Source organism: Streptomyces sp. NPDC052064, from assembly GCF_055585925.1.
In genome coordinates, this window is sequence record NZ_JBVJJE010000012.1 from 90,827 (window position 1) to 117,516 (window position 26,690).

The 26,690-nt window shown below is 69.0% G+C and carries 28 protein-coding genes; 14 read left to right on the forward strand and 14 right to left on the reverse strand.

Annotated features, from left to right (window positions below):
* Positions 1-23 precede the first annotated feature (23 nt).
* Both femX and ACZ6TU_RS29625 read right to left on the reverse strand, forming a co-directional pair.
* Positions 24-1,145: a peptidoglycan bridge formation glycyltransferase FemX gene (gene femX, locus ACZ6TU_RS29620; RefSeq protein ID WP_467678075.1), complete on the reverse strand. Its 1,122-nt coding sequence runs from the start codon at positions 1,143-1,145 to the stop codon at positions 24-26.
* Positions 1,146-1,308: 163 nt separating this feature from the next.
* On the reverse strand, positions 1,309-1,626 hold the full coding sequence (locus ACZ6TU_RS29625; protein ID WP_467678074.1) for a hypothetical protein: 318 nt from the start codon (positions 1,624-1,626) through the stop codon (positions 1,309-1,311).
* Between the two features lie 263 nt (positions 1,627-1,889).
* Here ACZ6TU_RS29625 and rpsF point away from each other — a divergent pair, with 263 nt between their 5' ends.
* From rpsF to rplI, 4 genes are all read left to right on the forward strand, one after another.
* Positions 1,890-2,180 carry a 30S ribosomal protein S6 gene (gene rpsF, locus ACZ6TU_RS29630; RefSeq protein ID WP_190199270.1) on the forward strand — a complete coding sequence of 97 codons (291 nt, stop codon included), beginning with the start codon at positions 1,890-1,892 and terminating at the stop codon, positions 2,178-2,180.
* Positions 2,181-2,250: 70 nt separating this feature from the next.
* Complete coding sequence (locus ACZ6TU_RS29635) at positions 2,251-2,844, forward strand: single-stranded DNA-binding protein (RefSeq protein WP_399164561.1); 594 nt, start codon at positions 2,251-2,253, stop codon at positions 2,842-2,844.
* A gap of 44 nt (positions 2,845-2,888) precedes the next feature.
* Positions 2,889-3,125: a 30S ribosomal protein S18 gene (gene rpsR, locus ACZ6TU_RS29640; protein ID WP_003949403.1), complete on the forward strand. Its 237-nt coding sequence runs from the start codon at positions 2,889-2,891 to the stop codon at positions 3,123-3,125.
* Positions 3,126-3,143: 18 nt separating this feature from the next.
* Positions 3,144-3,590 (forward strand): 50S ribosomal protein L9, encoded by a 447-nt coding sequence (gene rplI, locus ACZ6TU_RS29645; protein ID WP_010032778.1) that lies wholly within the window; start codon positions 3,144-3,146, stop codon positions 3,588-3,590.
* Positions 3,591-3,730: 140 nt separating this feature from the next.
* Here the strand turns inward: rplI and ACZ6TU_RS29650 are convergent, their stop codons facing one another.
* Positions 3,731-5,068 (reverse strand): MATE family efflux transporter, encoded by a 1,338-nt coding sequence (locus tag ACZ6TU_RS29650; RefSeq protein ID WP_469552085.1) that lies wholly within the window; start codon positions 5,066-5,068, stop codon positions 3,731-3,733.
* A gap of 460 nt (positions 5,069-5,528) precedes the next feature.
* Between ACZ6TU_RS29650 and dnaB the strand changes: the two genes are divergently transcribed.
* A complete protein-coding gene (gene dnaB / locus ACZ6TU_RS29655) occupies positions 5,529-7,010 on the forward strand; it encodes a replicative DNA helicase (protein ID WP_403845809.1) in 1,482 nt (493 codons plus the stop codon).
* A gap of 59 nt (positions 7,011-7,069) precedes the next feature.
* A complete protein-coding gene (locus ACZ6TU_RS29660; RefSeq protein WP_467678067.1) occupies positions 7,070-8,455 on the forward strand; it encodes a serine hydrolase domain-containing protein in 1,386 nt (461 codons plus the stop codon).
* Between the two features lie 55 nt (positions 8,456-8,510).
* On the opposite strand, the gene ACZ6TU_RS29665 is transcribed toward ACZ6TU_RS29660, so the two are convergent.
* Together ACZ6TU_RS29665 and ACZ6TU_RS29670 are read right to left on the reverse strand one after the other, a co-directional pair.
* Positions 8,511-8,963, reverse strand: a complete 453-nt coding sequence (locus tag ACZ6TU_RS29665) for a GNAT family N-acetyltransferase (protein WP_467678065.1) — start codon at positions 8,961-8,963, stop codon at positions 8,511-8,513.
* Between the two features lie 81 nt (positions 8,964-9,044).
* Complete coding sequence (locus ACZ6TU_RS29670; protein ID WP_467678063.1) at positions 9,045-9,509, reverse strand: MarR family winged helix-turn-helix transcriptional regulator; 465 nt, start codon at positions 9,507-9,509, stop codon at positions 9,045-9,047.
* 142 nt (positions 9,510-9,651) lie between these two features.
* Here ACZ6TU_RS29670 and ACZ6TU_RS29675 point away from each other — a divergent pair, with 142 nt between their 5' ends.
* On the forward strand, positions 9,652-10,860 hold the full coding sequence (locus ACZ6TU_RS29675) for an MFS transporter (RefSeq protein ID WP_469552088.1): 1,209 nt from the start codon (positions 9,652-9,654) through the stop codon (positions 10,858-10,860).
* A gap of 81 nt (positions 10,861-10,941) precedes the next feature.
* The gene (locus tag ACZ6TU_RS29680) at positions 10,942-11,364 is read left to right on the forward strand and encodes a GlcG/HbpS family heme-binding protein (RefSeq protein ID WP_467678060.1); all 423 of its coding nucleotides are present in this window, start codon (positions 10,942-10,944) and stop codon (positions 11,362-11,364) included.
* Positions 11,365-11,436: 72 nt separating this feature from the next.
* Here the strand turns inward: ACZ6TU_RS29680 and ACZ6TU_RS29685 are convergent, their stop codons facing one another.
* The gene (locus tag ACZ6TU_RS29685; protein WP_467678058.1) at positions 11,437-12,303 is read right to left on the reverse strand and encodes a GNAT family N-acetyltransferase; all 867 of its coding nucleotides are present in this window, start codon (positions 12,301-12,303) and stop codon (positions 11,437-11,439) included.
* Between the two features lie 532 nt (positions 12,304-12,835).
* Between ACZ6TU_RS29685 and ACZ6TU_RS29690 the strand changes: the two genes are divergently transcribed.
* Positions 12,836-14,431 (forward strand): globin domain-containing protein, encoded by a 1,596-nt coding sequence (locus tag ACZ6TU_RS29690; RefSeq protein ID WP_469552092.1) that lies wholly within the window; start codon positions 12,836-12,838, stop codon positions 14,429-14,431.
* Positions 14,432-14,444: 13 nt separating this feature from the next.
* On the opposite strand, the gene ACZ6TU_RS29695 is transcribed toward ACZ6TU_RS29690, so the two are convergent.
* From ACZ6TU_RS29695 to ACZ6TU_RS29715, 5 genes are all read right to left on the reverse strand, one after another.
* Positions 14,445-14,927, reverse strand: coding sequence for an NUDIX domain-containing protein (locus ACZ6TU_RS29695; protein ID WP_467678054.1), 483 nt, complete (start codon positions 14,925-14,927; stop codon positions 14,445-14,447).
* 133 nt (positions 14,928-15,060) lie between these two features.
* Positions 15,061-15,966 carry a LysR family transcriptional regulator gene (locus ACZ6TU_RS29700; protein ID WP_467678052.1) on the reverse strand — a complete coding sequence of 302 codons (906 nt, stop codon included), beginning with the start codon at positions 15,964-15,966 and terminating at the stop codon, positions 15,061-15,063.
* 195 nt (positions 15,967-16,161) lie between these two features.
* Entirely contained in the window at positions 16,162-17,388 is a 1,227-nt protein-coding gene (locus tag ACZ6TU_RS29705) for a cystathionine gamma-lyase (RefSeq protein ID WP_469552095.1), read from the reverse strand.
* Positions 17,385-17,876 carry a low molecular weight protein-tyrosine-phosphatase gene (locus ACZ6TU_RS29710; protein WP_469552097.1) on the reverse strand — a complete coding sequence of 164 codons (492 nt, stop codon included), beginning with the start codon at positions 17,874-17,876 and terminating at the stop codon, positions 17,385-17,387. The genes ACZ6TU_RS29705 and ACZ6TU_RS29710 overlap by 4 nt, the downstream gene beginning before the upstream one ends.
* Positions 17,877-17,882: 6 nt before the next feature.
* Entirely contained in the window at positions 17,883-18,260 is a 378-nt protein-coding gene (locus tag ACZ6TU_RS29715; protein ID WP_467678046.1) for a phage holin family protein, read from the reverse strand.
* 60 nt (positions 18,261-18,320) lie between these two features.
* Between ACZ6TU_RS29715 and ACZ6TU_RS29720 the strand changes: the two genes are divergently transcribed.
* From ACZ6TU_RS29720 to ACZ6TU_RS29735, 4 genes are all read left to right on the forward strand, one after another.
* Positions 18,321-18,638 (forward strand): cupin domain-containing protein, encoded by a 318-nt coding sequence (locus ACZ6TU_RS29720; RefSeq protein WP_467678227.1) that lies wholly within the window; start codon positions 18,321-18,323, stop codon positions 18,636-18,638.
* Positions 18,639-18,801: 163 nt separating this feature from the next.
* A complete protein-coding gene (locus ACZ6TU_RS29725; protein ID WP_467678044.1) occupies positions 18,802-19,014 on the forward strand; it encodes a DUF5326 family protein in 213 nt (70 codons plus the stop codon).
* 207 nt (positions 19,015-19,221) lie between these two features.
* The gene (locus ACZ6TU_RS29730; RefSeq protein WP_469552100.1) at positions 19,222-20,070 is read left to right on the forward strand and encodes an IclR family transcriptional regulator; all 849 of its coding nucleotides are present in this window, start codon (positions 19,222-19,224) and stop codon (positions 20,068-20,070) included.
* 98 nt (positions 20,071-20,168) lie between these two features.
* Positions 20,169-20,603 (forward strand): SsgA family sporulation/cell division regulator, encoded by a 435-nt coding sequence (locus tag ACZ6TU_RS29735; RefSeq protein ID WP_020271172.1) that lies wholly within the window; start codon positions 20,169-20,171, stop codon positions 20,601-20,603.
* A 108-nt stretch (positions 20,604-20,711) separates the two neighbouring features.
* Here ACZ6TU_RS29735 and ACZ6TU_RS29740 read toward each other — a convergent pair whose 3' ends face one another.
* Positions 20,712-22,379, reverse strand: a complete 1,668-nt coding sequence (locus ACZ6TU_RS29740) for a YibE/F family protein (protein ID WP_469552103.1) — start codon at positions 22,377-22,379, stop codon at positions 20,712-20,714.
* A 254-nt stretch (positions 22,380-22,633) separates the two neighbouring features.
* On the opposite strand from ACZ6TU_RS29740, the gene thiC reads away from it, so the two are divergent.
* Complete coding sequence (thiC, locus tag ACZ6TU_RS29745; protein WP_467678038.1) at positions 22,634-24,418, forward strand: phosphomethylpyrimidine synthase ThiC; 1,785 nt, start codon at positions 22,634-22,636, stop codon at positions 24,416-24,418.
* A gap of 90 nt (positions 24,419-24,508) precedes the next feature.
* Here thiC and ACZ6TU_RS29750 read toward each other — a convergent pair whose 3' ends face one another.
* A complete protein-coding gene (locus ACZ6TU_RS29750) occupies positions 24,509-25,375 on the reverse strand; it encodes a hypothetical protein (RefSeq protein ID WP_467678036.1) in 867 nt (288 codons plus the stop codon).
* A gap of 183 nt (positions 25,376-25,558) precedes the next feature.
* Positions 25,559-26,650: a metallophosphoesterase gene (locus tag ACZ6TU_RS29755; RefSeq protein WP_469552105.1), complete on the reverse strand. Its 1,092-nt coding sequence runs from the start codon at positions 26,648-26,650 to the stop codon at positions 25,559-25,561.
* Positions 26,651-26,690 lie beyond the last annotated feature (40 nt).

Consider the following 26,690-nt stretch of genomic DNA (forward strand, 5'->3'; position numbering starts at 1 on the left):
GTATAGAAGCACTGAACGCGACATCAGCGGCGCGACATGTAGATGTCGAGCGCCTTGTGCAGCAGCTTGTTCAGCGGGAAGTCCCACTCGCCGAGGTACTCGGCGGCCTGGCCGCCCGTGCCCACCTTGAACTGGATCAGACCGAAGAGGTGGTCGGTCTCGTCCAGCGAGTCGGAGATACCGCGCAGGTCGTAGACCGTGGCGCCGAGCGCGTAGGCGTCGCGCAGCATCCGCCACTGCATCGCGTTCGACGGCCGGACCTCGCGGCCGATGTTGTCGGAGGCGCCGTAGGAGTACCAGACGTGCCCGCCGACGATCAGCATCGTCGCCGCCGACAGGTTCACGCCGTTGTGCCGGGCGAAGTACAGCCGCATGCGGTTGGGGTCCTCGCTGTTGAGGGCCGTCCACATGCGCTGGAAGTACGACAGCGGGCGCGGCCGGAAGTGGTCGCGCACGGCCGTGATCTCGTACAGCCGCTGCCATTCCTCGAGGTCCTGGTAGCCGCCCTGGACGACCTCGACACCGGCCTTTTCGGCCTTCTTGATGTTGCGGCGCCACAGCTGGTTGAAGTTCTTGTGGACCTCTTCCAGGGAACGGTTGGCCAGCGGCACCTGGAAGACGTAGCGGGGCTGGACGTCGCCGAAGCCGGCGCCGCCGTCCTCGCCCTGCTGCCAGCCCATGCGGCGCAGCTTGTCGGCGACCTCGAAGGCGCGCGGCTCGATGTGGTCGGCCTCGATGTCGCGCAGCCGCTTCACGTCGGGGTTCTGGATGCCCTGCTTGATGGAGGTGGCCTCCCAGCGCCGGATGACCACCGGCGGACCCATCTTCACCGAGAAGGCGCCCTGCTGCTTCAGGTGCGCCAGCATCGGCTCGATCCAGTCCTGGAGATTCGGCGCGAACCAGTTGATGACCGGGCCCTCGGGCAGGTAGGCGAGGTAACGCTTGATCTTGGGAAGCTGCCGGTAGAGGACCAGACCGGCACCGACCAGCTCGCCCGTCCTGTCGTCGAACCACCCGAGGTTCTCGGAGCGCCACTCCGCCTTGACGTCAGCCCAGGCCGGGACCTGCATGTGGCTCGCCGACGGCAGGCTCTGGATGTATGCCAGATGCTGCTCGCGACTGATGGTCCTCAGGGTCAGGGTCATTCGGGGCGCTCCTCGGCTGGTGTGTCCCCATAGGGTCAGGGGCTCCGGCTCTCGCGCGAAGCCTACTGCGCCTTGGATGCGCGCCGGTTGGGCGTACAGGGCCTACGCCCCGGCCCGTGGGCGGCCGGGGCGGCACCCGGTGTTCGGAAGGGTGTCCCTGGCGTCAGTCGATGAGACCGCCGAAGAGTCCGCCGTGCGCCATGCCCAGGAAGAACCCGACGCCCGCGGCACCGAGGCCGAGGATCAGACCGAAGCGCTCCCGGGTCGTCTCCGAGACCCACTGGCCGTACGCACCGGTGAGAATGCCCACCAGGCCGGTCCAGGAGCTCAGCAGATGCAGGTCCTCGTCGATGAGCGCAGTGATGAACGACGTGATGCCCAGCACCAGGGTCACCGCGAGCAGGGTGTCCTGGAGGGGGTGGGGCTTGCCGTCCGTGGCGAAGAGGCCGCCGGCGGTGTTGGGTCGCAATGCCTGTGCCATAGGGCACCTCCTGCGAAAGTCGGCGCATCGTAGCGCCATACACACCCGATGTGTACAGATTGGCTGCCCTGGCGGCCGGATTTCAACCGCAAGCCGCTGTGCGGGTACTCTGTACCGTCTGCACCGGTGTCTGCCCATGTCACGGCAGGGGCTTCTCCACGGAACCCCCGATTGTCAGTGGGGGCCGATACCGTTGCTACGCATCACGACCCTCCTGCCACGGAACGACCGTGGCCGCTGAGTCCAAAGGAGGTGGGTTCCACATGCGTCACTACGAGGTGATGGTCATCCTCGACCCCGACGTCGAGGAGCGCGCTGTCTCCCCGCTGATCGAGAACTTCCTTTCTGTCGTCCGTGACGGCGGCGGAAAGGTCGAGAAGATCGACACCTGGGGCCGTCGCCGTCTCGCGTACGAGATCAAGAAGAAGCCCGAGGGCATCTACTCGGTCATCGACCTGCAGGCCGAGCCTGCGGTCGTCAAGGAGCTCGACCGCCAGATGAACCTGAACGAGTCGGTCCTCCGGACCAAGGTCCTCCGTCCCGAGATGCACTGAGCTTCCACGCTCAGCTGATCCCGGGATTCGAGTAGCAAGCAGCCAGAGCAAACCCGCCGAGAGGTTCCCCATGGCAGGCGAGACCGTCATCACGGTGGTCGGCAATCTTGTCGACGACCCCGAGCTGCGCTTCACCCCCTCCGGTGCGGCCGTCGCGAAGTTCCGTGTCGCGTCCACTCCCCGCACCTTCGACCGTCAGACGAACGAGTGGAAGGACGGCGAGAGCCTCTTCCTGACCTGCTCGGTCTGGCGTCAGGCGGCGGAGAACGTCGCCGAGTCGCTCCAGCGAGGCATGCGCGTCATCGTGCAGGGCCGGCTGAAGCAGCGGTCCTACGAGGACCGTGAGGGCGTCAAGCGCACGGTCTACGAGCTGGACGTCGAGGAAGTCGGCGCCAGCCTGCGCAATGCCACGGCCAAGGTCACCAAGACCACCGGCCGCGGTGGCCAGGGCGGTTACGGCGGTGGCGGTGGCGGTGGCGGCCAGGGTGGCGGCGGCTGGGGCGGCGGCCCCGGTGGCGGCCAGCAGGGCGGCGGCGCTCCCGCCGACGACCCGTGGGCGACCGGCGCTCCCGCCGGTGGCAACCAGGGCGGTGGCGGCGGCTGGGGCGGTGGCTCCGGCGGCGGCCAGCAGGGCGGCGGCTACTCGGACGAGCCCCCCTTCTAGGGCGGGTTCGCATCCCAACTTCTTGATCACACAGGAGATACACCATGGCGAAGCCGCCTGTGCGCAAGCCGAAGAAGAAGGTCTGCGCTTTCTGCAAGGACAAGGTCACGTACGTGGACTACAAGGACACGAACATGCTGCGGAAGTTCATTTCCGACCGCGGCAAGATCCGTGCCCGCCGCGTGACCGGCAACTGCACGCAGCACCAGCGTGACGTCGCCACGGCCGTCAAGAACAGCCGTGAGATGGCGCTGCTGCCCTACACCTCCACCGCGCGATAAGGGAAGGGTGACCGACACATGAAGATCATCCTCACCCACGAGGTCTCCGGCCTCGGTGCCGCGGGCGACGTCGTCGACGTCAAGGACGGTTACGCTCGCAACTACCTGATCCCGCGGAAGTTCGCTATCCGCTGGACCAAGGGTGGCGAGAAGGACGTCGAGCAGATCCGTCGTGCTCGCAAGATCCACGAGATCCAGACCATCGAGCAGGCCAACCAGGTGAAGGCCCAGCTCGAGGGCGTCAAGGTCCGTCTGGCTGTCCGCTCCGGCGACGCCGGTCGTCTCTTCGGTTCCGTCACCCCGGCCGACATCGCTTCCGCGATCAAGGCTTCCGGTGGCCCCGAGGTCGACAAGCGCCGCATCGAGCTGGGCTCGCCGATCAAGACGCTGGGCGCTCACGAGACGTCCGTGCGTCTGCACCCCGAGGTTGCCGCCAAGGTCAACATCGAGGTCGTCGCGGCCTGAGTGCTGCGCTCGCTGAAGCAGTGAGCGATGGGGTCGCACCCTTCGGGGTGCGGCCCCATCGTCGTTTCGGCCCCATCGTCGTTTCACGTGAAACACGGTGTTTCACGTGAAACAGTCAGTGAGGGCCTGAGGTCGGGTCGTCAGCGGGTCGCGCCCGTCACGATCCAGCGGCCCGAGCGGGTCCGGAGCCACAGCGTCAGCATCCGCACGGTCATCATCAGCGCCATGGTGGCCCAGAGGGCGGTGAGCCCACCGCCCAGCACTGGCACCAGTAGAGCGACCGGGGTGAAGACCGCCAGAGTGATCAGCATCGCCCAGGCCAGGTAGGGGCCGTCGCCGGCGCCCATCAGGACTCCGTCCAGGATGAAGACGATGCCGGAGGTCGGCTGCGAGAGGGCCACGATGAGCAAGGCGGGCAGCGCCGCGTCCTTGACCGCGGAGTCACTGGTGAACAGGGGCAGGAATGCCGGTCGGGTGATGACGACTAGGACGCCGAGGACGACCCCGACGGCGATCCCCCACTCGACCATGCGGCGGCATGCTTCGCGGGCGCCTTGTGCGTCACCGGCTCCGAGGTAGCGCCCGATAATGGCCTGTCCCGCGATGGCGATGGCGTCGAGGGCGAAGGCGAGCAGGCTCCACAGGGACAGGATGATCTGGTGTGCCGCGATGTCGGCATCCCCGAGACGGGCGGCGACTGCCGTGGCGATCATCAGGATCGCCCGCAGGGAGAGGGTGCGAACCAGCAGGGGCACACCGGCCTGTGCAGAGGACCTGATTCCGGCGGCGTCCGGGCGAAGTGAGGCACCGTGCTTGCGCGCACCGCGCAGAACCACCGCGAGATAGACCACTGCCATGCCCCACTGGGCGATGACGGTGCCCCATGCGGAGCCGGCGATCCCCAGGTCGGCGCCGTAGACGAGCCCCGCATTGAGAGCGCCGTTGGCGACGAAGCCGGCGATGGCCACATAGAGAGGCGTTTTGGTGTTCTGGAGGCCGCGCAGGACGCCGGTCGCGGCGAGGACGACGAGCATGGCTGGTATACCGAGCGCAGAGATGCGCAGGTACGTGGTCGCATACGGAGCCGCCGCGTCCGAAGCGCCGAAGAGGTCCACGACGGCGGACGCCGTCGGCAGGGCGACGGTTACGACGGCAGCGCCGAGAAGCAGCGCCAGCCAGATGCCGTCCATGCCCTGGCGGATAGCGGCCTGGAGGTCACCCGCGCCGACGCGACGGGCGACCGCCGCTGTCGTGGCGTAGGCGAGGAAGACGAAGACACTGACGGCGGTCATCAGCAGGGCCGATGCGACGCCGAGGCCGGCGAGTTGGGCCGTTCCCAGATGGCCCACGATGGCGGTGTCGGCCATGAGGAAGAGGGGCTCGGCGACGAGGGAGCCGAAGGCAGGCACGGCCAACGCGACGATCTCTCGGTCGTGCTGTCTCCGGCCGGTTCGGCGGCGCGCAGGGGCCTGTGTCATGCGCGCCAATCTAATCGTCCACAGGTAAGAGATGCAAAGGTTTTGCACCCCTTACCTTCCGTTCCGCGGTGCGCACTGCCGTGCACCATTCGAAGCGATCTTGCGCCGGTTGGGGAAGTTTTTCTTCTGCACAGCCGGTGGACGGCAAAGACGCAGGTCAGAGGCGTCTCTCCGAGTCGGCTCGATGCTTGTTCACAGGCCTGTCCACCGGGTCGTGCACAGGTTTTGAGGAGTTCTCCACAGCATCTGGGCCGTCGTCCACATGGCCTGTGGATAACCAGATTGGCTGACGGTGCCGACAGGCCTAACGTGGTCCGGCGCCCGCTCCGTCTGCCGGTTTTCAAAACGCCACAAAACCGGCGCTGGCTAACCGGAGTTGGGCGTCTCATTTGTCAGTGCCGTGCCGTAGGAATGAGGGGCACGGTTAGGTCTGCTGCGGCGGACGGGAGGAGGTGGCTCGGTGAGCATTTCCGAGCCCTTGGACGACCCGTGGGCCGACAGCGGTCCCAGTGATCGTCTGCCCGCCTCCCGCCGACGTGGCGACGGAGCCCGGGGCCGCGACGAGCAGCACGAGCGCGGCAGGGACAACGGCGCATGGGACGGCGGAGCCGCCCCGGCGTTCGAGCGGGTACCGCCGCAGGACATCGAGGCGGAGCAGTCCGTCCTCGGTGGCATGCTCCTCTCCAAGGACGCCATCGCCGACGTCGTCGAGATCCTCAAGGGCCACGACTTCTACAAGCCGGCCCACGAGACGATCTACCAGGCTGTCCTCGACGTCTACGCCAAGGGCGAGCCGGCCGACCCCATCACGATCGCCGCCGAGCTCACCAAGCGCGGTGAGATCAACAAGGTCGGCGGGGCCTCGTATCTGCACACCCTCGTCCAGACGGTGCCCACGGCCGCCAACGCCGCCTACTACGCGGAGATCGTCCATGAGCGGGCCGTGCTGCGCCGCCTGGTCGAGGCGGGTACGCGCATCACGCAGATGGGATACGCCGCTGACGACGACGTCGACGAGATCGTCAACCGCGCCCAGGCGGAGGTCTACGCGGTCACCGAGCAGCGGACCAGCGAGGACTATCTGCCGCTCGGCGACATCATGGAGGGCGCGCTCGACGAGATCGAGGCGATCGGGTCGCGCAGCGGCGAGATGACCGGTGTGCCCACGGGGTTCACGGACTTCGACTCGCTCACCAACGGACTGCACCCGGGCCAGATGATCGTCATCGCCGCGCGTCCGGCCATGGGTAAGTCCACGCTCGCGCTGGACTTCGCGCGGGCCGCCTCGATCAAGAACAACCTGCCGAGCGTGATCTTCTCGCTGGAAATGGGGCGTAACGAGATCGCGATGCGTCTGTTGTCCGCCGAGGCCCGGGTCGCCCTGCACCACATGCGGTCCGGCACGATGACGGACGAGGACTGGACGCGCCTGGCCCGGCGGATGCCGGACGTCTCGGCGGCACCGCTCTACATCGACGATTCCCCGAACCTGTCGATGATGGAGATCCGCGCCAAGTGCCGCCGCCTCAAGCAGCGCAACGACCTCCGGCTGGTGGTCATCGACTACCTCCAGCTGATGCAGTCCGGCGGTTCCAAGCGGGCCGAGAGCCGTCAGCAGGAGGTCTCGGACATGTCCCGTAACCTCAAGCTGCTGGCCAAGGAGCTGGAGGTCCCGGTCATCGCGCTCTCCCAGCTGAACCGTGGTCCCGAGCAGCGCACGGACAAGAAGCCGATGGTCTCCGACCTGCGTGAGTCCGGTTCCATCGAGCAGGACGCCGACATGGTCATCCTGCTGCACCGCGAGGACGCCTACGAGAAGGAGTCGCCGCGCGCGGGCGAGGCCGACCTGATCGTGGCCAAGCACCGAAACGGCCCGACGGCGACGATCACGGTCGCCTTCCAGGGCCACTACTCGCGGTTCGTGGACATGGCGCAGACCTGAGCCGGTGCCGACGGCGAAATGGGCTCGACTCGCCGGACCGGGCCAGGTGGACTTGGGCCATGACGACACATCAGGAAGAGCTGCTTCCCGCGACGAGTCGTGCGCTGCTGCACCGGATCGCCGTGGCACAGGCACAGGGGCGGGCTCCGTCGCTGGTCGCGGCCGTCGTCCGGGACGGGCGGACGGTGTGGCACGGCGCCCGGACATCGGTGGACGGGCAAGTGCCCGACGAGCACGTCCAGTACCGCATCGGCTCGATCACCAAGACCTTCACCGCCGTTCTCGTGATGCGCCTGAGGGACGAGGGGCTGCTCGGGCTCGGGGATCCACTGGAGAAGTACGTGCCGGTTACCGGCGCGGGGGAGGCCACGATCGCCGAACTGCTCGCACACACGGGCGGGCTGGCGGCCGAGTCGCCCGGGCCGTGGTGGGAACGCACGCCCGGGGCCCTGCGGCCAGAACTGTCCGACGTGCTCGGTGAGCAGCCTCTCCTGCACCCCGTCGGCCGACGGCACCACTACTCGAACCCTGGCTACACGTTGCTGGGCGCGCTAGTGGAGAAGCTGCGGGGGACCTCCTGGGAGGAGGCGCTACGGCGTGAAGTGCTCGAACCGCTGGGACTCGACCGGACCGGCGTGCGACCGCAGGCCCCGCACGCGGGCGGTTGGGCCGTGCACCCCTGGGCCGACGTGCTGCTGCCAGAGCCCGCCGAGGACCTCGGCCGTATGGCACCCGCCGGTCAACTCTGGTCGACAACGGGAGACCTGGCCCGGTTCGCGGCCTTCCTGGTGAGGGGCGACGAGAGGGTGCTGAGTGCCGAGTCCCTGCGGGAGATGCGGACCCCGGCGGCGCCGGCGGAAGCCGCGGACGTGATGTCCGGTGACGCCTACGGTCTCGGCATGCAGATTCAGCGTCGGCACGGTCGGCTGCTCGTGGGGCACAGCGGATCCCTGCCGGGCTTCCTGGCGAATGTGAGCATCAGCGTGGAGGACGACGTGTCAGCGGTCGTGCTGGCCAACTGCACCTCGGGCCCACTGGTGTCCGGCGTGGCCGCCGATCTCGTCCGTATCGTCGCCGAGGCGGAGCCGCGCATCCCCGCCCCGTGGAAGCCACTGTGTGATGCCGACCCGTTGATGCTGGAGCTGACGGGGCAGTGGTACTGGGGGACGTACGCCTTCGCCCTGCGGCTCACGGCGGACGGGCTCGCTTCGCTGGAGCCGCTGTCCGGCAACGGGCGACGCTCGCGGTTTCGCCCGAACGGCGACGGCACCTGGACCGGCCTTGAGGGTTACTACGCCGGGGAGTTGCTGAAGGCCGTACGGCGGCCGGACGGGTCCGTGAGCCATCTGGACCTCGGTTCGTTCGTCTTCACGCGTCAGCCGTACGACGAAGGGGCTCCGGTGCCGGGCGGGGTCGACCCCGGGGGTTGGCGTGGGATCGGTTAGACGGTGATGTGGGTGGGGCCCTGTTTCACGTGAAACAGGGCCCCACCCACATCGGTCACAACGAGAGCTTGAAGCCCGTGTGGGAGGCCGTGAAGCCGAGCCGTTCGTAGAAGCGGTGGGCGTCGGTTCGCGTGTTGTCGGAGGTCAGCTGGACCAACTGGCAGCCCTGATGCCGGGATTCGGCGATCGCCCACTCGATGAGCTGTGTTCCCAGACCGCTGCCGCGCTCATCGGCATGGACGCGTACGCCTTCGATGATCGACCTGGTCGCACCGCGCCGGGACAACCCGGGAATGATCGTGAGCTGGAGCGTGCCGACGACACGGCCCTCCCGGACCGCCACGACCAAGCGCTGGTTCGGGTCGGCGCTGAGCCGCTTCAGCGCGGTCAGGTACGGGGTGAGGTCGTCGGGCGACTCGCGCTGTGCGCCCAAGGGGTCGTCCGCGAGCATGCCGACGATCGCGGGGACGTCTTCGGCGGTCGCGGGGCGTATCTCAAGATCTCCCATGGGGTGCACCCTATGCAGGAACGACCGGACCTTACGCGGGAATGGACGGGCCCTCGCAGCAACGGCCGGTGAGAGCGGCCTCTATGCGGGCACCGGAGCCTTCAGGGTCTCCACGACCCGGACCAGCGGGGCCAGCTCGGGAGTCTTCGCCGCCTCGTCGAGGGCCTCGCGCAGGGCGGCGTCGTTGGTCGGCCGGGCCTCTTCGAGCAACTTGAGGCCCGCCTCGGTGACGTTCGTGTAGATGCCCCGGCGATCGGTGGGGCAGAGGTAGCGCTCCAGGAGTCCGCGGTCCTCGAGCCGGGTGACCAGACGTGTGGTGGCGCTCTGGCTGAGGACGACCGCGTCGGCGACCTGCTTCATCTGGAGATGACCTCCGTCCCCGTCGTGCTGGCGGCTCAGCACGTCGAGCAAGGAGTACTCGCGCGCGCTCAGGTCGTGCTTGGCCTGTAGGGCGCGCTCGATGTGGGCCTCGATCCTCCCGTGCAGCAGGGAGAGGGCGCACCAGCTCTGGGCGAGAGCGGTGAGCGCGGGGTCTGTCGCTGTCATTGGCGTTCCTCCGTCCCGGAGCGGCTGACACCCAGGATAGAGCAGGGCCGCAATTGACGGCGGTTGCCTATAGCCCGCGTATGCAATTATTGTGTACGCATGCAAAGCGCTCCTGCAATCGTCTGGGAAGGTGTACCCCTCCATGCCTCTCGCGCTTCTGGCCCTCGCGATCGGGGCCTTCGGAATCGGAACGACCGAGTTCGTGATCATGGGCTTGCTGCCCGAGGTCGCGGGCGACTACGGGGTCTCCATTCCCACCGCCGGGTACCTGGTGACCGGCTATGCGCTCGGTGTCATGTTCGGTGCCCCGCTGATGACCGTTCTGGGCACCAAGGTCTCCCGCAAGCGGATGCTGATGCTGCTGATGGGCCTGTTCATCGTCGGCAACCTGCTCTCGGCACTCGCTCCCGCCTTCGCCGTCATGCTGATCGGCCGGCTCGTCGCCTCGCTGGCCCATGGCGCCTTCTTCGGTATCGGCTCGGTCGTCGCGGCCGACCTCGTAGCCCCGGACAAGAAGGCCGGAGCCATCGCGATGATGTTCACCGGCCTGACCGTCGCCAACGTCGTCGGCGTTCCGCTGGGCACGCTCGTCGGGCAGTCCGTCGGCTGGCGGGTGACCTTCGGCATCGTCGCCGCCCTCGGTGTCATCGGCTTGGCCGGCATCGCCCGGCTCGTCCCCGACATGCCCAAGCCGGAGGGGGTGCGCCTGCGGCATGAGCTCGCCGCCTTCAAGAACGTGCAGGTGCTGCTCGCGATGGCGATGACCGTCCTCGGCTTCGGCGGCGTCTTCGCGGCCATCACCTACATCGCCCCGATGATGACCCACACCGCGGGCTTCGCCGACGGCTCCGTCACCTGGCTGCTGGTCCTCTTCGGCCTCGGTATGGTCGGCGGAAACCTCGTGGGCGGCAAGTTCGCCGACCGCGCCCTGATGCCCATGCTGTACGTCTCCCTGGGCGCCCTGGCCGTCGTCCTGGCACTGTTCACCCTCACCGCGCACAACAAGCTGCTGTCGGCCGTCACGATCGCCCTGATGGGCGCCCTGGGCTTCGCCAGCGTCCCGCCGCTCCAAAAGCGGGTCCTCGACCAGGCGCACGGCGCCCCGACGCTGGCATCCGCCGTGAACATCGGCGCCTTCAACCTCGGCAACGCCCTGTCCGCCTGGCTCGGCGGCCTCGTGATCGCGGCGGGCTTCGGCTACACCGCCCCCAACTGGGTCGGCGCCGTCCTGGCCGCAGGAGCCCTGGTCCTGGCCTTCCTCTCGGCCGCCCTGGAACGCCGTGCCGGGGCACCCAGCACAGTCGTCACGGGATCCGCGCCGGCCGAGCAGCGGACCACCGTCCACCACTGAGCCACCGGGCCGATACCAGGCTCACCGCCTTCCCTCGACCCGGACCTGCGCGATCCTGCACGTTTCCAGGAGAACCACCTCATGAGCACCATCACCGCAGTCGCCCCGCTGACCAATCAGGACGCCGATGTCCTCGTCACCGACGCCCGGCGTGCCGCCGAGGCCGCAGGTGTCACCGTCAGCGTCACCGTCCTGGACGCGGGCGGCCATCTGCTCGCCTTCCGGCCGGACGACCGCGCTGTCCTGATCCCCGGCGAGACCAGCATCCGCAAGGCCTACACGGCCCTCCAGCTGAACGCGCCCACCGCCGGCCTCGTCGACGCCGTGCAGCCCGGAGGCCTCTTCCACACCCTTCCCACCGCGCTCGACCGGCCGCTGCTGTTCACCGCCGGCGGTGTGCCGGTGCACCGCGACGGCCGCCTGATCGGGGCGATCGGTGTCGGCGGTGGTGCGCCGGAGCAGGACCACGCCTTCGCCACGGCCGCCGTGGAGGCCCTTGCCTGACCGGGCCCCGTCAGCGAGACGACGCCGGTTCCCCGATCCCCCGGGGAACCGGCGTCGTCGTATAGGGGCTCTTCAGCCCGCCGCGACCGTGACCGGGGCGAAGCGGCGGCTCCAGTCCCCGGGCAGTTCGGTGATCCCGTACGACATCACCGAGTTGAAGGCGACGGAGGCCAGACCACGATCCTTCGCCCACCCGAGCAGCTCGGTGTGCCGTACGTCGATGTCAGTGCGCAGGGGGCGGTCCGTGTGGGCGGCGAGGGAAGCGATGAGCGCCTGGGCCACCGACGTGTCACGCGCGATGAGCGGACCGACGACATGGGTGTCCATGTTGGGCCAGGCGGCCGCGTATCCGATGATCCGCCCGTCCTCCTCCGCCACGCGCAACTGGTCGGCGAAGGCCGGCAGTCGGGTGACGATGTGGGTGCGGTCGGTCCCGAACGCCTGCTCGTCGAGCCGGAGCATCGCAGCGAGGTCCTCGGCGGTCGCGGCACGGGTGGCGACCGTCGGCTGCGGCCCGCCAGGAGTGAAACGCCCGCACACCATCTCCGCCCGCCCGGTGACCTTGAAGCCGAGTTCCTCGTAGAGGGGGCGGCCGTACGGCGTGGCATGCAGGGTGAGGGGCGTGGTGCCCATCGCTGAGACGACGTGGCGCATTAGCCGGCGTCCCACGCCCTGTCGCGTGTGCCGTTCGGCGACGAGCACCATACCGATCGCCGCGAGGGCGGGGCGCTCCTGCGGTCCGTACTCGGTGACGACACAGGCGCTCACGAGGCCGCCGTCAGGGTCGTCGATGCCGTAGCCCTTTCCGGCCGTGAGGAGGAAGCCCCACTTGTGCTCCTCCCGTGGCCACCCCCGGTCCTCGGACAAGTCGGCGCAGGCGGCGAGATCGCGGAGCGTCAGACGGCGGATGGGCAGGGAGGCAAGGGAAGGAGTCGGCACGCAGGTCAGGCTGTCCGACCGGAGCCCCTGACGTCCACCTCTTTCCCCAGACACATACGAGCTTTTGGCCAGTTGTAGCCGACTGCACAGAGTGCGGACAGACGCCAGACGTTTCACGTGAAACACAGGCGCGTCGCTCGGTTCGACCGCAGTGATGATGCGCGCCGTGCCCTCATTCGTGACGGGTCAAGGGGGGACTTGTGTGCACAGCGGTGGCCGGTAGGGTCGACTCCGGTTCACATCCGGGGCGGGCGACCCGTTCTGTGTGGGCCGCGTACAGGGCAATGCAGCCTAATGGGACGGAGAGATCGAAGACCCGCGTTTCCGGATATGCGACTGAGCCGCCCAGGTGAGTGGCAAGCTCAGGTGGGAGTACTGCGGCCAATGTCACACTCTCGCCTTACTTGTCCGTACAGAGCTGGAACACGGGTTGAATGTGGCCGCATTGGCCGCGACACGGATGGGAACGCAGTCCGTCCACGGGGGAAAGCAGGCACCTTCCGACTGGGGAAGTGCGCAGACCGACCGAAAGATGCTCGAGGCGAGGCACACCATGGACGCTCCGACCACCACGTCGGCCGAGGACGGCACTTCTGGCGGCGGGGGCGACTGGTTCACGCCCCGCACCAAGCCGACGACGACGCCCGGAAACGAGCCCGGAGACGAGCCCGGAACGCCGGACGGCCGTCGCCCGGCCGTGATACGTCCGGTGGGCCGGCAGACGGCCGACCCGGAAGCGTCGGCCGACGGCGCAGCGGCTCCACCGGCCTCGACGACAGACAGCGCGAGCACCGGGGCGCCGGACCAGGAGCGCGAATTCCCGGACGCGATACCCGCGCCAGCCCCCACAGCCCCGCCCTCCACCCCCTCTTCCGCGGCCTCATCGCCACGACCCGCCCCCACGACGGTCACACCGGCCCCGGCGGCCTTCACCTCCGCCACGGCTCCTCCCGCTGAGCGGCCCGCATCGGTGTCGCCCCCAGGACCGGCAGCCTCCGCCCCGGCTACGGAAGCGTCCCCGGACGCTGTCCTCGTTCGCCGCGCCATGGCAGAGGTCACGCCCGTGGCCGACAAGGTCACCTCGTACTTCTACGCCCTGCTCTTCGTCCGCCACCCCGACCTGCGCTCGCTCTTCCCGGCCGCCATGGACACCCAGCGGGACCGGCTGCTCAGGGCACTGCTCACGGCCGCCGAGCACATCGACAACACCGATGTCCTGGTCGACTACCTACAGAACCTCGGCCGGGGCCACCGGAAGTACGGAACGCGTGCCGAGCACTACCCGGCCGTCGGCGAATGCCTGATCGGCGCGCTCAGCAAGTACGCCGCCGGGGTCTGGGACGCGGAGATGGAGGCGGCCTGGGTACGGACGTACACCACGATCTCCCAGATCATGATCGACGCGGCGGCCGCCGACGAACTGCGTGCCCCGGCCTGGTGGTACGCCGAGATCGTCACACACGACCTCAGGACCCCGGACGTCGCGGTCGTCACCGTCCGTCCCGACCAGCCCTACCCCTTCCTCGCCGGGCAGTACACGAGCCTGGAGACCCCCTGGTGGCCCCGTATATGGCGGCACTACTCCTTCGCCTCGGCGCCCCGCTCCGACGGCCTGCTGTCGTTCCATGTGAAGGCCGTCCCGGCGGGCTGGGTTTCCAACGCCCTGGTGCACCGCGCCCGACCCGGTGACATCGTCCGGCTCGGCCCGCCCGCCGGCTCCATGACCGTGGACCACACCACCGACAGCGGGCTGCTCTGCCTGGGCGGCGGCACCGGTATAGCGCCCATCAAGGCGCTGGTCGAGGACGTCGCTGAGCACGGGGAACGCCGACCGGTCGAGGTCTTCTACGGTGCCCGCACCGACCATGACCTGTACGACATCGACACCATGCTCCGCCTCCAGCAGAGCCACTCCTGGCTCTCGGTCCGCGCGATCATCGACCAGCAGGCACACCAGCAGCTTCCGGATGCGGTACGCGCCTACGGGCCGTGGAACGAGTACGACGCCTACCTGTCGGGCCCGCCCGGGATGGTCCGCAGCGGTGTGGACGCCCTGCGGGACATCGGCATCCCGTCGGAGCGCATACGGCACGACTCTCTGGAGGAACTGATCGCGGCCGGGTCCTGATCCGCTGCCGGTGTCAGCCCAGGTCAGGGGCGTGCATGGCGAGCACGCCCTCGATGTTGCCGTCCAGGTAGTGCCGCAGCGACAGCGGAACGAGATGGACGGAGGCGATTCCGACCCGGGTGAAGGGCACGCGGACGATCTCGTACTCGCCGACGGGCTCGTCCACCTCGGGACCATGGCGGAGCGAGGGATCCATGGACTCCAGGCGGCAGACGAAGAAGTGCTGCACCTTCACACCGGTCGCACCGCCGTCGTCCCCGATGTGCTCCACGGTGTCCACGAAGCAGGGCACCACGTCGGTGATCTTCGCTCCGAGCTCCTCGTACACCTCGCGGTGCAGGGCGTCGACAACGGTCGAGTCGCTGGGCTCGACCCCACCGCCGGGGGTGAGCCAGTAGGGGTCCATGCCGGGCTTGGTGCGCTTGATCAGGATCAGGTCGTCACCGTCCAGCAGAACGGCACGGGCGGTGCGCTTGACCACAGGTCGGACGGTCATGGGTGAAATGTGGCCCGGCTGGTTCCACGTGAAACATCGCGAAACGTCACCGGCCGGGCTCTCAGAGTGAGGCACGGTGGGGGCAGCCTGCATACGCGCCCGCGCAACCCGGTACCCGCCCTCGGGCGCCTCCTCAGCACCAGTCGGCCGCCGCCCGCTGCAACCACTCATGAGCCCGCGCGATATGGGGCATCGCGAGCGTTCCGGTGCGCACCACCAGGAAGTACGTGCGCAGCGGCGGCACCGCCGGCTCGTGCAGGGCGACGACGTCACCCCGCTCCAACGCGGCCGCGCACAGATAGCGGGGCAGTACCGCCAGGCCCGCACCCGCAACCGCGCACGCCAGAACCGCACGCAGATCGGGGACGACGACAGTGCCCGGAGCGGCCGGGCACGAGTCGAAGACGGAGGCCCAGTAGCGGGAGACGAAGGGCAGCGACTCGTGCACCTCCACGACCGGCACCTGCTCCAGAGCCGGTTCCGGCTTGCGGTCCGGCTGCTCGGCGCCGATCTCTCCGGCCCAGCGCGGGGCGGCGATCAGGACGTGCTCCTCGTCGCAGAGCGCAGTCGCCGTGAGCAGGGCACCGCGCGGACGGGCCGTGCTGATGGCCAGATCATGATGCCCGGCGGAAAGCCCTTCCAGCGTTTCCTCGGCGTTCCCGAAGGAGGCGCGCAGGGCGAAGCCCTGGCCGTCCTCGCCGGTCAGCTCCGTGAGAGCGGGCAAGGCTCGTTCCGCGGTGAACTCCGGAGGCCCGGCGAGGTGCAGCGTCCGTAAGGAGGAGTCGTCGTCGATGCCGGTCTCGGTGATCTCCACCAAGGCGTCGAGATGCGGTGCGGCCTTGTGGGCGAGTTCGTCGCCGATGCTCGTCGGGGTCACGCCGCGGGCCTGCCGCAGGAACAGGGGGCGGCCCAGCTGCCGTTCCAGCGTCCGTATCTGCGAGGTGACGGCCGGCTGGGAGAGACCGAGCAGGGCGGCGGCGCGGGTGAAGGAACCGGCCCGGTGCACGGTCACGAAGGTCCGCAGCAAGGCCAGATCCACACCGCTCTCCCCTCTTCGGCCCCGCTCCCGGCCCTCGACCGCGCCCAACTATAAATAAGTCGATAGGTCTCTGTCGCTACTGTGATTGGACACTGACAGAGAGTCAACTAGCCTTGGTCGCGCGGTTCTTGCGCGCGGAACCGGGGGACGGTCCGAGCCACGAGGGGGGAGGCTCGGACCGTCCGTGGGGGATGGTCAGGCTGCCGACGCGTCCAGCGCGCGCAGCACATCGGCCACCAGGTCCTCCGGATCCTCGGCGCCGACCGACAGACGGATGAAGCCCTCCGGCACCGCGTCGCCGCCCCAGCGTCCGCGCCGTTCGGCCGTGGACCGCACTCCGCCGAAGCTCGTCGCGTCGTCCACGAGCCGCAGGGCGTCGAGAAAACGGTCGGCACGCGCGCGTGTGGGCAACGTGAACGACACCACGCACCCATAGCGCCGCATCTGCTGTGCGGCGATCTTGTGCGCGGGGTGGCTGGGAAGTCCGGGGTAGCGCAGCCCGGTCACCTCGGGCCGCTCGTGCAGGGCCTCGGCGACCTCCAGGGCCGTCGCGCTCTGCCGGTCGACCCGCATCTGGAGCGTCGCGATCGAACGGTGTGCTAGCCAGGCCTCCATCGGCCCGGGAATCGCACCGACGATCTTGCGCCAGCGGCGTACGGCGGCCATGGCCTCGGGGTCCCGGCCGACGACGTAGCCCAAGAGGATGTCGCCGTGACCGGTGAGCTGCTTGGTGCCGCTGGCCACGGCGAAGTCGGCGCCGAGCTCCAGGGGGCGCTGGCCGAGCGGTGTCGCGAGGGTGTTGTCGACGGCCACCAGGGCGCCACGGGCGTGCGCCGCCTCTGCGAGCCGCCTGATGTCGCACACGTCGAGCCCGGGGTTCGACGGGGTCTCGATCCAGAGCAGCTTCGCGCCCTCGAGGACGTCGAGCTGGGCGTCACCACCGGTGGGCGCGGTGCGCACCTCGATGCCGTACGCCTCCAGCTGCGCGCGGACCAGGGGCAGCACCTGGTAACCGTCGTCGGGCAGGACGCACACGTCCCCGGCGCGCAGCTGGGAGAAGAGCACCGCCGAGGTCGCGGCCATGCCGGAGGCGAACACGAGCGTCTCGACGCCGTCCTGGCCGGGCGCCTCCAGCTCGCCGACGGCGCGCTCCAGCAGCGTCCAGGTCGGGTTCTCGTCACGGCCGTAGGTGTAGGGGCCGGTGGGCTCGCCCGGCAGGTGGTAGTGGGCGGCGAACACCGGTCCGGGCAGGGTGGGCTCGTACTTGGCCGGCTCGGGCAGCCCGGCCCGCACCGCGCGCGTGCCGTCACCGGCACCCGCGGCCACCCGGTCGCCGCTGCGCGCCACCCGGCCCGCGGCGCCCGCCGCCGGAACGGCGTCGCCTGTCTCGCGATGCGCGTCGCCCGTCGCGGGTTCGCTCATGCTGCCCGTTCCTCCATGTCCTCACGCACTGCGGCGAGCAGGCCGGCGCTCGCCGCCTCCACCATCTCAAGGCACTCCTCGAAGCCCTCGGCACCTCCGTAATAAGGGTCCGGTACGTCGAGGTCGTCGCCGGCGGCGGGGTCGTACGAACGCAGCAGACGCACCTTCTGCGCGTCCTGTTCCGTGGGTGCGAGGCGGCGCAGTGCCCTGAGGTGGCCGGAGTCGAGGGCGACGACCAGGTCGTGGCGGGAGAACCACGAGGGCTGGAACTGGCGGGCCGTGTGGCCGGTGGCGTAGCCGTTCTCCGCCAGGACGGTCATCGTGCGCGGGTCTGCGCCGTCGCCCTCGTGCCAGCCGCCCGTGCCGGCACTGTCGACCTCGACCAGGCCGTCGAGACCGGCCTCCGCCACGCGCGCGCGGAAGACGATCTCGGCCATCGGGGAACGGCAGATGTTGCCCGTGCAGACGAAGCAGACGCGGTAGGTCATGCGCGCTCAGTCCTTGTCGGGCAGGACGACGTTCAGCGCCCAGGAGACGACAGAGATGATCAGGCCGCCCAGGACGGCCGTCCAGAAGCCCTCCACGTGGAAGCTGAGGTCGAACTGGTCGGCCAGCCACGAGGTGAGCAGCAGCATCAGCGCGTTGACGATCAGGGTGAACAGGCCGAGCGTCAGGATCAGCAGCGGGAGGCTGAGGAGCTTGACGACAGGCTTGACCAGGAAGTTCACCAGGCCGAAGATCAGCGCGACGATGATCAGGGTGCCGATCTTCTTGCCCGTGCTGTCGCCGGTCAGGGTGATCTTGTCGAGCAGCCATACCGCGACCGCCAGGGCACCCGCGTTGGCGATCGTCTTGACTACGAAATTCATCATGTGTCTGATCGTGGCAGACCTGATCGGACATGGGCACAAGAGGCAGGGGCGACCAAGGCGATGAAGGCATTCCGGCTGGACGAACTGGAGGCGGAGCGCGCCGCCAACGAAGGCGCCTACCTGCAGTTTCTGCGGGAGCAGAGCATGTCGGTCGGCCTGTACGCCCTCGATGCGGGCGACCAGGATCCACAGAAGCCGCACAATCAGGACGAGGTCTACTTCGTTGTGAGCGGCCGTGCCGCGATCACCGTCGGCCTGGAGACGACGCAGGTGGCACGCGGCAGCGTGATCTACGTGCCGGCCGGCGTCGCGCACAAGTTCCATCACATCACCGAGGACCTGAGGGTGCTGGTGGTCTTCTCTCCGCCCGAGAGCTGACGGGTCTCGGGGTTCCCTAGGGGATCGGTCAGGGGAGGACAAGGGATGCGAGGCCCCCGCGCGACCCCCTCCCGGACCTAGCATCGAGTGCAGGACATCAGGAGATCCAGAAAGACCGACAGGACCCGGCACTCGAACGGGCGGAGAGGTAAGGACGAGGGCGATGCGAGAGATCTTCACGGGACTGCCGTGGTGGGTGAAGTGGATCGCGGTGCCGGTCGTCGCCCTGGTCGTGTTCGGCGGGCTGATCGCCAGCGTGGTCGGGTTCGTCATCGGACTGCTCTTCAAGGTGCTGGTCTTCGTGGCACTCATCGGTGGACTGATCTACGTCGTACGGAAGTTCACGTCGAGCTCCTCGTCGCGCAGCGACTGGTGAGACCGGTGGGAAACCGGTGGGGGTAGCGGGAAACACCCGGCGTCACCGGTTCCCTCGGCCGGGGGAAGTTTTCCTTCCGGGCCGTCTGCGTGCGGTGGCAGACGAATAGAGTCCGGAACTCGACGCGGGGACATCCCCGCGAGCGGCGTACACCTCCACCCGTGTCCATCGGCACGGGTCTACCCCCTCGCGCTTCGGGAGTGACCCTTGGCCCCGGCCGACACCGCACGTGTCCACCTGCACGCTGTCCCCGCGCAACCCCGCTCGGCGCCCCCCTCCGAGCAACCGCCTCCCGCCCCGTCACCCCCTCCGGCGACTCTCATCGGGTCCGTGCAGCGCGCGATGCGCCTGCTGGAGACCGTCGCGGCGCACGAATACGGCGCCCCTGCCAAGCAACTGGCCCGTGAGACCGGGCTGGCCCTGCCCACGACCTACCACCTGCTGCGCACCCTCGTGCACGAGGGCTATCTGCACCGGGACAAGGGCCTGTTCTTCCTCGGCGAGGCCGCCGAGCGGCTGAGCAGCAGCGGGGCACGGCAGAAACGTCGCAGCACGGTCATCGACGCCGTCGCGCACTGGCGGGACGTGCTCGGCGTCCCCGTGTACTACGCGGTGTACCGCGAGGGCGAGATCGAGGTCGTGTGCGTCTCCGACACCCCGGGCAATCCCGCGGTCGAGGAGTGGGCCGACTTCCGGGAGACCGGGCACGCGCACGCCATCGGGCAGTGCCTGCTGTCCCAGTTGGACGACGAGGCCCGCCGGGACCACCTCGACCGCTATCCCGTGCGGGCCCTCACGCCGTACACCGTGCGGGACAACCACAGCCTGCTGCGCCGTCTGGAGCGGGTGCGGCGGATGGAACCGGTGACCGAGCGGCAGGAGTACGCCTTGGGCGCCGTCTGCGCGGCGATTCCGCTCACCCTCGGCGCCACGGCCGCCACGATGGCCATCTCCATGCCCGCCCACCAGGAGCACCGGCTGCTCCCGGCGGCCCGGCGGTTGCAGAGTGAGATCGGGAGCCGGCTCGGGTCCCTCGCACTCTCTATCAGTATGTGAAAACTCACTCCTTGTGATCTGCTGTGTACGTTCAGCAAGATTCCACAAGTGTCAGAGGTTCGTTCCCGGCCAGTCCACGGCGAATGACGGGGTTAGCGATGCGCGAGTCCGTACAGGCAGAGGTCATGATGAGCTTTCTCGTGTCCGAGGAGCTCTCCTTCCGCATTCCGGTGGAGCTGCGCTATGAGACCAGTGATCCCTATGCGGTCAGGCTGACCTTCCACTTGCCCGGTGATGCACCGGTGACGTGGGCTTTCGGCCGTGAGCTGCTGATCGACGGGGTCGGCCGGCCGTGCGGGGAGGGCGATGTGCGGGTCACGCCTGTCGAACCGGACTCGCTGGGCGAGGTGCTGATCCGGCTTCAGGTGGGCAGTGACCAGGCGCTGTTCCGGTCGTCGACGGCACCGCTGGTCGCCTTCCTCGACCGCACCGACAAGCTGGTGCCGCTGGGCCAGGAGGGCTCGCTCGCCGACTTCGACGCTCATCTCGACGAGGCCCTGGACCGCATTCTGGCGGAACAGGGCGCCGGCTGAGACATCCATGGGGCGGCACGGTGGAGTAACGCTTCACCGGATGCCGCCGAGCTGTGCAGGAACGCTTCTTTGTACGGCGGGACAGATGGCTTCGGAGTTCGAGAGCCGTCAGCGCTTGCGGCGCCGGCCCTTCCCCCCGCGTGCCGGAGCCGCGGCGGCCTCCACGGCGGGCTGTGCTCCCGGGCGGTCGGCCGAGACCACCAGCGCGGCCAGGGCCGTGGTGACCGGCACCGAGGCGACCAGGCCGATCGAACCGATCAGCGTGCGCACGATCTCCTCCGCGACCAGCTCGCTGTTGGCGACCGTTCCGACACCGCTCTGCGCGATGGAGAACAGCAGGAGCAGCGGCAGGGCGGCACCCGCGTAGGCGAGGACGAGCGTGTTGACGACCGAGGCGATGTGGTCGCGGCCGATCCGGATACCCGCGCGGTAGAGGCCGCGCCAGCCCATGGACGGGTTGGCCTCGTGCAGCTCCCAGACCGCCGAGGTCTGCGTGACCGTCACGTCGTCGAGTACGCCCAGCGATCCGATGATGACGCCGGCGAGCAGCAGACCGCTCATGTCGATCGTCGGGTAGAGGCCGTGGATCAGACCGGTGTTGTCGTCGGTGTTGCCGGTGAGCGCTGCCCAGCCGATGAACAGCGAGCCGAGGACGCCGATCAGCAGCAGCGAGATGAGGGTGCCGAGCACCGCCACGGAAGTCCGGGCCGACAGGCCGTGACACAGATACAGGGCGATGAGCATGATGGCGCTCGCGCCCACCACCGCCACGAGCAGTGGGTTCGAGCCCTGAAGGATCGCGGGCAGGATGAAGAGGTTCAGCACCATGAAACTGATGGCCAGCGCGACCAGGGCCATGACACCCCGCAGTCGCCCGACGACCACGACGGCGAGGGCGAAGATGCCGGCGAGTAGCGCCAAGGGCAGGCGGCGGTTGATGTCGGTTACCGAGTACTGAAGGTCTTTCGGCGCTGAGGGCTCGTAGGCGACCACGACCTTCTGGCCCTCGTGCAACTGGCGGGACTGGTCCGGCTGCACGATCTCGGTGAAGGTACGGCCCTTGTCCTTGCCGCTGTCGACCCGGATCGTCGCCCGCTTGCAGGTGCCCTTCTCCTGCTGCACCGCGGAGGAACCCTCGGCGGTGGAGGTGTCTCCGGTCGGCGGGACGCCCGAAGCGCCGGCCTCCTTGCAGCTCACCTCCACGACCTCGGTGACCGAGGCCTGCTGCGTCTGCCGGTCGAAGCCGACGCCGGTGCGCTCGTGCGGCGGGGCGCCGCCCGGCCACAGCACGGCGAGACCGACCAGCACGGCAGCGGCGAACGGGATCAGGACGGCCGCGATGACCTTGCGCAGGTGCATGGAGACGGGCGTGGCAGGACCGTGGCTGTGACTGTGCCCGTGCCCGCCGCCCGGTGCCGGGCCGGGGCCGCTTCCGTGACCGTGCCCGTCGCCCCCACCGTGCCCGTGGCCGCCGCCGGGACCGTGGCCTTCGCCGTGCCCGTCGCCTCCGCTGTGACCGTGGCCTCCGCTGGGCCTGTCGCCTTCTCCGGGGCCGGGACCGTGCCAGCCTCCGGAGCCAGAACCGTACGCACCGGCCGGAGCGGCACCCTGTCCGCTCTCGGGACCGGGCCTGTGCCCGTGCGTCTGTCCCCGGGCAGGACCGAGCCCGCCCGGGGCGGCGAAATCGTGCTCGTTTCCACGGCCGTTGCCGTTGCCGGCGCCGGATCCGCGGGGCGGCTCGGGCGGTGGGTAAGGAGGACGCTGCGTCGTGGTCACCGACCGATCATCGCAAGAACGAGGGGGGCCCTCTGTTCACCGCGCCAGAATTGCCGCTAGCGTGGAGGCACCTTTTGTACACGCGGGAGCTCGGAGCACCGGGCTGAGAGGGCGCTGACCTCCGTCCCAGCGATGTTTCACATGAAACATCACCGAAGTCGAGTGATGTTTCACACGAAACGTCGGCAGACGGAAGCCGCTGCGTCGACCGCCGAACCTGTTACCGGGTAATGCCGGCGTAGGGAGTAGGTCTCATGACCAACAAGGACGCACGCACGCCTGCCTCCGTTCAGGACGCACAGTCCGAGGAGGCCGGGAAGTCCATCGGCTGGCACAAGGCGTACGTCGAGGGCTCTCGCCCCGACTTGCGGGTGCCGGTCCGTCAGGTGCATCTCACCAACGGGCAGTCGGTCACGCTGTACGACACGTCGGGCCCGTACACCGATCCTCTCGTCGACACAGACGTCCGCAGGGGCCTGTCGCCGCTGCGCGAGAACTGGATCATCGCCCGTGGCGACACCGAGGAGTACGCGGGCCGACCCGCCCGTCCCGAGGACGACGGCATCAAGCACACCTCGCCGCGCGGCGGCCTGCGCAACCTCGACGCCGTCTTCCCAGGACGGCCGCGCCAGCCGCGCCGCAGCAGGGACGGCAAGGCGGTCACGCAGCTCGCGTACGCCCGTCGGGGCGAGATCACGCCCGAGATGGAGTACGTGGCCATCCGGGAGAACGTTTCGCCCGAGGTGGTGCGCGACGAGATCGCGGCGGGCCGGGCGGTGCTGCCGGCCAACGTCAACCACCCGGAGATCGAGCCGATGATCATCGGCAAGCGGTTCCTGGTGAAGGTCAACGCCAACATCGGCAACTCGGCGGTGACGTCCTCCATCGAGGAGGAAGTCGAGAAGATGACCTGGGCGACCCGCTGGGGCGCCGACACGGTCATGGACCTGTCCACCGGCCGCAACATCCACACCACGCGCGAATGGGTGCTGCGCAACTCCCCCGTGCCCATCGGCACCGTGCCGCTCTACCAGGCCCTGGAGAAGGTCGACGGCCGGGCCGAGGAGCTGACCTGGGACATCTACAAGGACACGGTCATCGAACAGGCCGAGCAGGGCGTGGACTACATGACGGTCCACGCGGGCGTGCGCCTGGCGTACGTGCCGCTGACGGCCAACCGCAAGACCGGCATCGTCTCGCGCGGCGGCTCGATCATGGCCGCCTGGTGCCTCGCGCACCACAAGGAGTCGTTCCTGTACGAGAACTTCGAGGAGCTCTGCGAAATCCTCGCCGCGTACGACGTCACGTACTCCCTCGGCGACGGTCTGCGGCCGGGCTCGATCGCGGACGCCAACGACGAGGCACAGTTCGCGGAGTTGAGGACGCTCGGGGAACTCAACCAGACCGCCAAGCGTTTCAACGTACAGACCATGATCGAAGGCCCGGGCCACGTCCCGATGCACAAGATCAAGGAGAACATCGACCTTCAGCAGGAGATCTGCGATGAAGCTCCGTTCTATACGCTCGGCCCGCTGACTACGGACGTCGCGCCGGCGTACGACCACATCACCTCCGGCATCGGCGCCGCGATGATCGCCTGGTGGGGTACGGCCATGCTGTGTTACGTCACGCCCAAGGAGCACCTGGGCCTGCCGAACCGTGACGACGTCAAGACCGGCGTCATCACCTACAAGATCGCCGCCCACGCAGCAGATCTCGCCAAGGGACACCCAGGTGCCCAGGCGTGGGACGACGCGCTGTCCGACGCCCGTTTCGAGTTCCGGTGGGAGGACCAGTTCAACCTCGCCCTCGACCCGGACACGGCACGGGAGTTCCACGACGAGACCCTGCCGGCGGAGCCCGCCAAGACGGCTCACTTCTGCTCGATGTGCGGTCCCAAGTTCTGCAGCATGAAGATCTCGCAGGACATCCGTCGTGAACACGGCGGCAACCGGGCCGAGATCGAGGACGGCATGGCCCAGAAGTCGAAGGAGTTCGCTGCGAGCGGGAACCGCGTGTACCTGCCCATCGCGGACTGATTCGCCCGCACACAGGCCGAGGGCCGGGGACCGGTGGTCCCTGGTCCCCTGGCCCGCGGGAGCGGACCGGCCTGCGGCACTGACCGAGGGCTACTCCGGCTGGTGTTCCGGTCCTCCGAAGTCCGGGCTGGTGTAATCCGGGCTGCTGAAGCTCGGCCGCGAGCCGCGGTTGCCGTCCTCCGGGCTGGTGAAACCCGGGCGGTCGTAGCCGAGATGCGGCATGCGGCTGACCGGCGTGGACGGGGAGGTGTGGTGCAGCGCGGTGGCCGCGTTCGGGTCGACGAGGGCCTCCCGGAGGAAGGGCAGGATGCCGCGTTCCAGCAGGGCCTCGCGCCAGGCCTCCCTGGCCCGGTCCACCTCCCCTTGCAGTTCGCCGTGCGGGCCGCTTTCGGCCGTCGGCTTGTTGTGCAGGGCGGTGATCAGCAGTCCCACGGCGGCGACGAGGATCGCGACCGCGGTCACGGCGCCGAACACCCAGCCCGTCGTGAGCATGGTCCGGGCGAACATCTGCTCGGGGTTGAGCATCTGAAGGATGTAGCCGACGAGCAGGAAGATCGCCGCGGCGGTTCCGGCCAGGACGGGAGCGAGGACGGCGACGACGGCGACGGCGCCCGCGCCGGCGGTGTCGGCGACCTCGCCCATGGTGGCGGTGAGGCCCGCCGCGCCCGTGTCCGGCTCGGAGGAGCCGGACTCGCGCACGGCCGGTTGGCTGGACGGCGCCGGCTGGCGCATTTCCTCGCGGACCTTGACGTAGTGCTGGTATTCGGTCGACGCGGCCGCCGTGATGAGCGCGGTGGCGTTCAGCGCCATGGTGCGCAGTTGTTCGGGGTTGAGCCGCTGTCCGACAGCGGCCAGTTCCGGACGGTGTGGTGCGGAGCGCAGCGCCTCATCGAGGATCCGCTCGTATTCCTGGCGGTCCTCGCTCAGCAGGTGCTGCGGAACGCTGTTCATGTGCATCCCCCGATGCTCCGTAGGGCTTGTGACTCGGCATGCTGACGAGCCGTCGGGCAGAAACGGAGGGGAGCCTGCTACGGATAAGCCGATGGTAGAGCCGTGAAGGTGGGCGGTGACAGGGGGTTTACCGAAATTGACCCGTCACAGGTCCGGTCCTGTGACGGGAAACGCCTGCCCGGTGAACGTTCACGTACCCAGCGGCAGTTGCTGGACCAGCAGCTTTCCGGCCATGGTCACGCCGCCGTCCATGGCGATGGCGAGTCCGTCGGCGTAGACATGCGGTCCTTCGACCACGGGGTCGGAGCTGTCATCGTCGTCCTCGGAGCCGACCTCGCCCAGCAGATACGGAATCGGGCTGTGGCCGTGAACGATGCGGGTGCCCCCGTACGTATCGAGCAGGGAACGTACGGCGTCCGCGCCGCCCTCGTCGCGGAAGGAGAACCGCTTGGTGAACTTGCGGAACAGGTCCCAGACCTCGTCCGCGTCGTTGCGCGTGAGCGTCTCGCGGACGGTGTCGTTGACCTCTTCGATGGAGCGCCCGTAGTCGAGGTAGGCGGTGGTGTCGGAGTGGACGAGCAGGTGGCTGTCGACCTCCTCGACGGCGTCCAGACGGGCCATCCACTGAAGGTGGTGGTCCTGGAGGCGGTCCATGTCGGTCTTCTGGCCGCCGTTGAGCAGCCAGGCCGCCTGGAAAGTGGCGGTGCCCGCGCCGGAGTTGACGGGCGTGTCGCCGAACCGCTTGGCGCCGAGCAGCAGCAGCTCGTGGTTGCCCATGAGCGCCTTGCAGTAGCCGCCTGCCGCGGCGGCCTCGGCGGACAGCCGCATCACCAGGTCGATGACGCCGATGCCGTCCGGGCCGCGGTCGGTGAAGTCGCCGAGGAACCACAGCCGGGCGGTGCCCGCGCACCATTGGCCGGCGGCGTCGAGGAGGCCCTTCTCCTGGAGGGCGGCCACCAGCTCGTCGAGGTAGCCGTGCACGTCGCCCACGACGTACAGCGGGCCCTGCCCGGTGTCGGCCTGCGGGGCCGGCGCGGCCTCGGGGTCGACGGTCACCTGGACGGTGTCGCCCCGGTTGATCACGGGCAGATCGCGCTCGGTCGGTGTGTACCCCTCGGGGTAGGTCTCCTCGGGCGGCGGGGCGACCTCGCCGGGGTGGGCGCTGTGGACGTACGGACCGGTCTCGTGGACGTACGCGGGCACCCGGAAGTCGCGCAACGTCGCCGTCCGCTCCACCTCGGGTCCCTGACCGGCCCCCTGAGTCATCGACCCCTCCACCATCGCGCCGCATCTGCACCGCATCGGACTGCCTGGTCGTAGC

Coding starts and splice junctions, on each gene's coding strand:
- femX (WP_467678075.1), bottom strand. CDS start 1,145: ATGACCCTGACCCTGAGGACCATCAGTCGCGAGCAGCATCTGGCATAC.
- ACZ6TU_RS29625 (WP_467678074.1), bottom strand. CDS start 1,626: ATGGCACAGGCATTGCGACCCAACACCGCCGGCGGCCTCTTCGCCACG.
- rpsF (WP_190199270.1), top strand. CDS start 1,890: ATGCGTCACTACGAGGTGATGGTCATCCTCGACCCCGACGTCGAGGAG.
- ACZ6TU_RS29635 (WP_399164561.1), top strand. CDS start 2,251: ATGGCAGGCGAGACCGTCATCACGGTGGTCGGCAATCTTGTCGACGAC.
- rpsR (WP_003949403.1), top strand. CDS start 2,889: ATGGCGAAGCCGCCTGTGCGCAAGCCGAAGAAGAAGGTCTGCGCTTTC.
- rplI (WP_010032778.1), top strand. CDS start 3,144: ATGAAGATCATCCTCACCCACGAGGTCTCCGGCCTCGGTGCCGCGGGC.
- ACZ6TU_RS29650 (WP_469552085.1), bottom strand. CDS start 5,068: ATGACACAGGCCCCTGCGCGCCGCCGAACCGGCCGGAGACAGCACGAC.
- ACZ6TU_RS29660 (WP_467678067.1), top strand. CDS start 7,070: ATGACGACACATCAGGAAGAGCTGCTTCCCGCGACGAGTCGTGCGCTG.
- ACZ6TU_RS29665 (WP_467678065.1), bottom strand. CDS start 8,963: ATGGGAGATCTTGAGATACGCCCCGCGACCGCCGAAGACGTCCCCGCG.
- ACZ6TU_RS29670 (WP_467678063.1), bottom strand. CDS start 9,509: ATGACAGCGACAGACCCCGCGCTCACCGCTCTCGCCCAGAGCTGGTGC.
- ACZ6TU_RS29675 (WP_469552088.1), top strand. CDS start 9,652: ATGCCTCTCGCGCTTCTGGCCCTCGCGATCGGGGCCTTCGGAATCGGA.
- ACZ6TU_RS29680 (WP_467678060.1), top strand. CDS start 10,942: ATGAGCACCATCACCGCAGTCGCCCCGCTGACCAATCAGGACGCCGAT.
- ACZ6TU_RS29690 (WP_469552092.1), top strand. CDS start 12,836: ATGCTCGAGGCGAGGCACACCATGGACGCTCCGACCACCACGTCGGCC.
- ACZ6TU_RS29695 (WP_467678054.1), bottom strand. CDS start 14,927: ATGACCGTCCGACCTGTGGTCAAGCGCACCGCCCGTGCCGTTCTGCTG.
- ACZ6TU_RS29705 (WP_469552095.1), bottom strand. CDS start 17,388: ATGAGCGAACCCGCGACGGGCGACGCGCATCGCGAGACAGGCGACGCC.
- ACZ6TU_RS29710 (WP_469552097.1), bottom strand. CDS start 17,876: ATGACCTACCGCGTCTGCTTCGTCTGCACGGGCAACATCTGCCGTTCC.
- ACZ6TU_RS29715 (WP_467678046.1), bottom strand. CDS start 18,260: ATGATGAATTTCGTAGTCAAGACGATCGCCAACGCGGGTGCCCTGGCG.
- ACZ6TU_RS29720 (WP_467678227.1), top strand. CDS start 18,321: ATGAAGGCATTCCGGCTGGACGAACTGGAGGCGGAGCGCGCCGCCAAC.
- ACZ6TU_RS29725 (WP_467678044.1), top strand. CDS start 18,802: ATGCGAGAGATCTTCACGGGACTGCCGTGGTGGGTGAAGTGGATCGCG.
- ACZ6TU_RS29735 (WP_020271172.1), top strand. CDS start 20,169: ATGCGCGAGTCCGTACAGGCAGAGGTCATGATGAGCTTTCTCGTGTCC.
- thiC (WP_467678038.1), top strand. CDS start 22,634: ATGACCAACAAGGACGCACGCACGCCTGCCTCCGTTCAGGACGCACAG.
- ACZ6TU_RS29750 (WP_467678036.1), bottom strand. CDS start 25,375: ATGCACATGAACAGCGTTCCGCAGCACCTGCTGAGCGAGGACCGCCAG.
- ACZ6TU_RS29755 (WP_469552105.1), bottom strand. CDS start 26,650: ATGGTGGAGGGGTCGATGACTCAGGGGGCCGGTCAGGGACCCGAGGTG.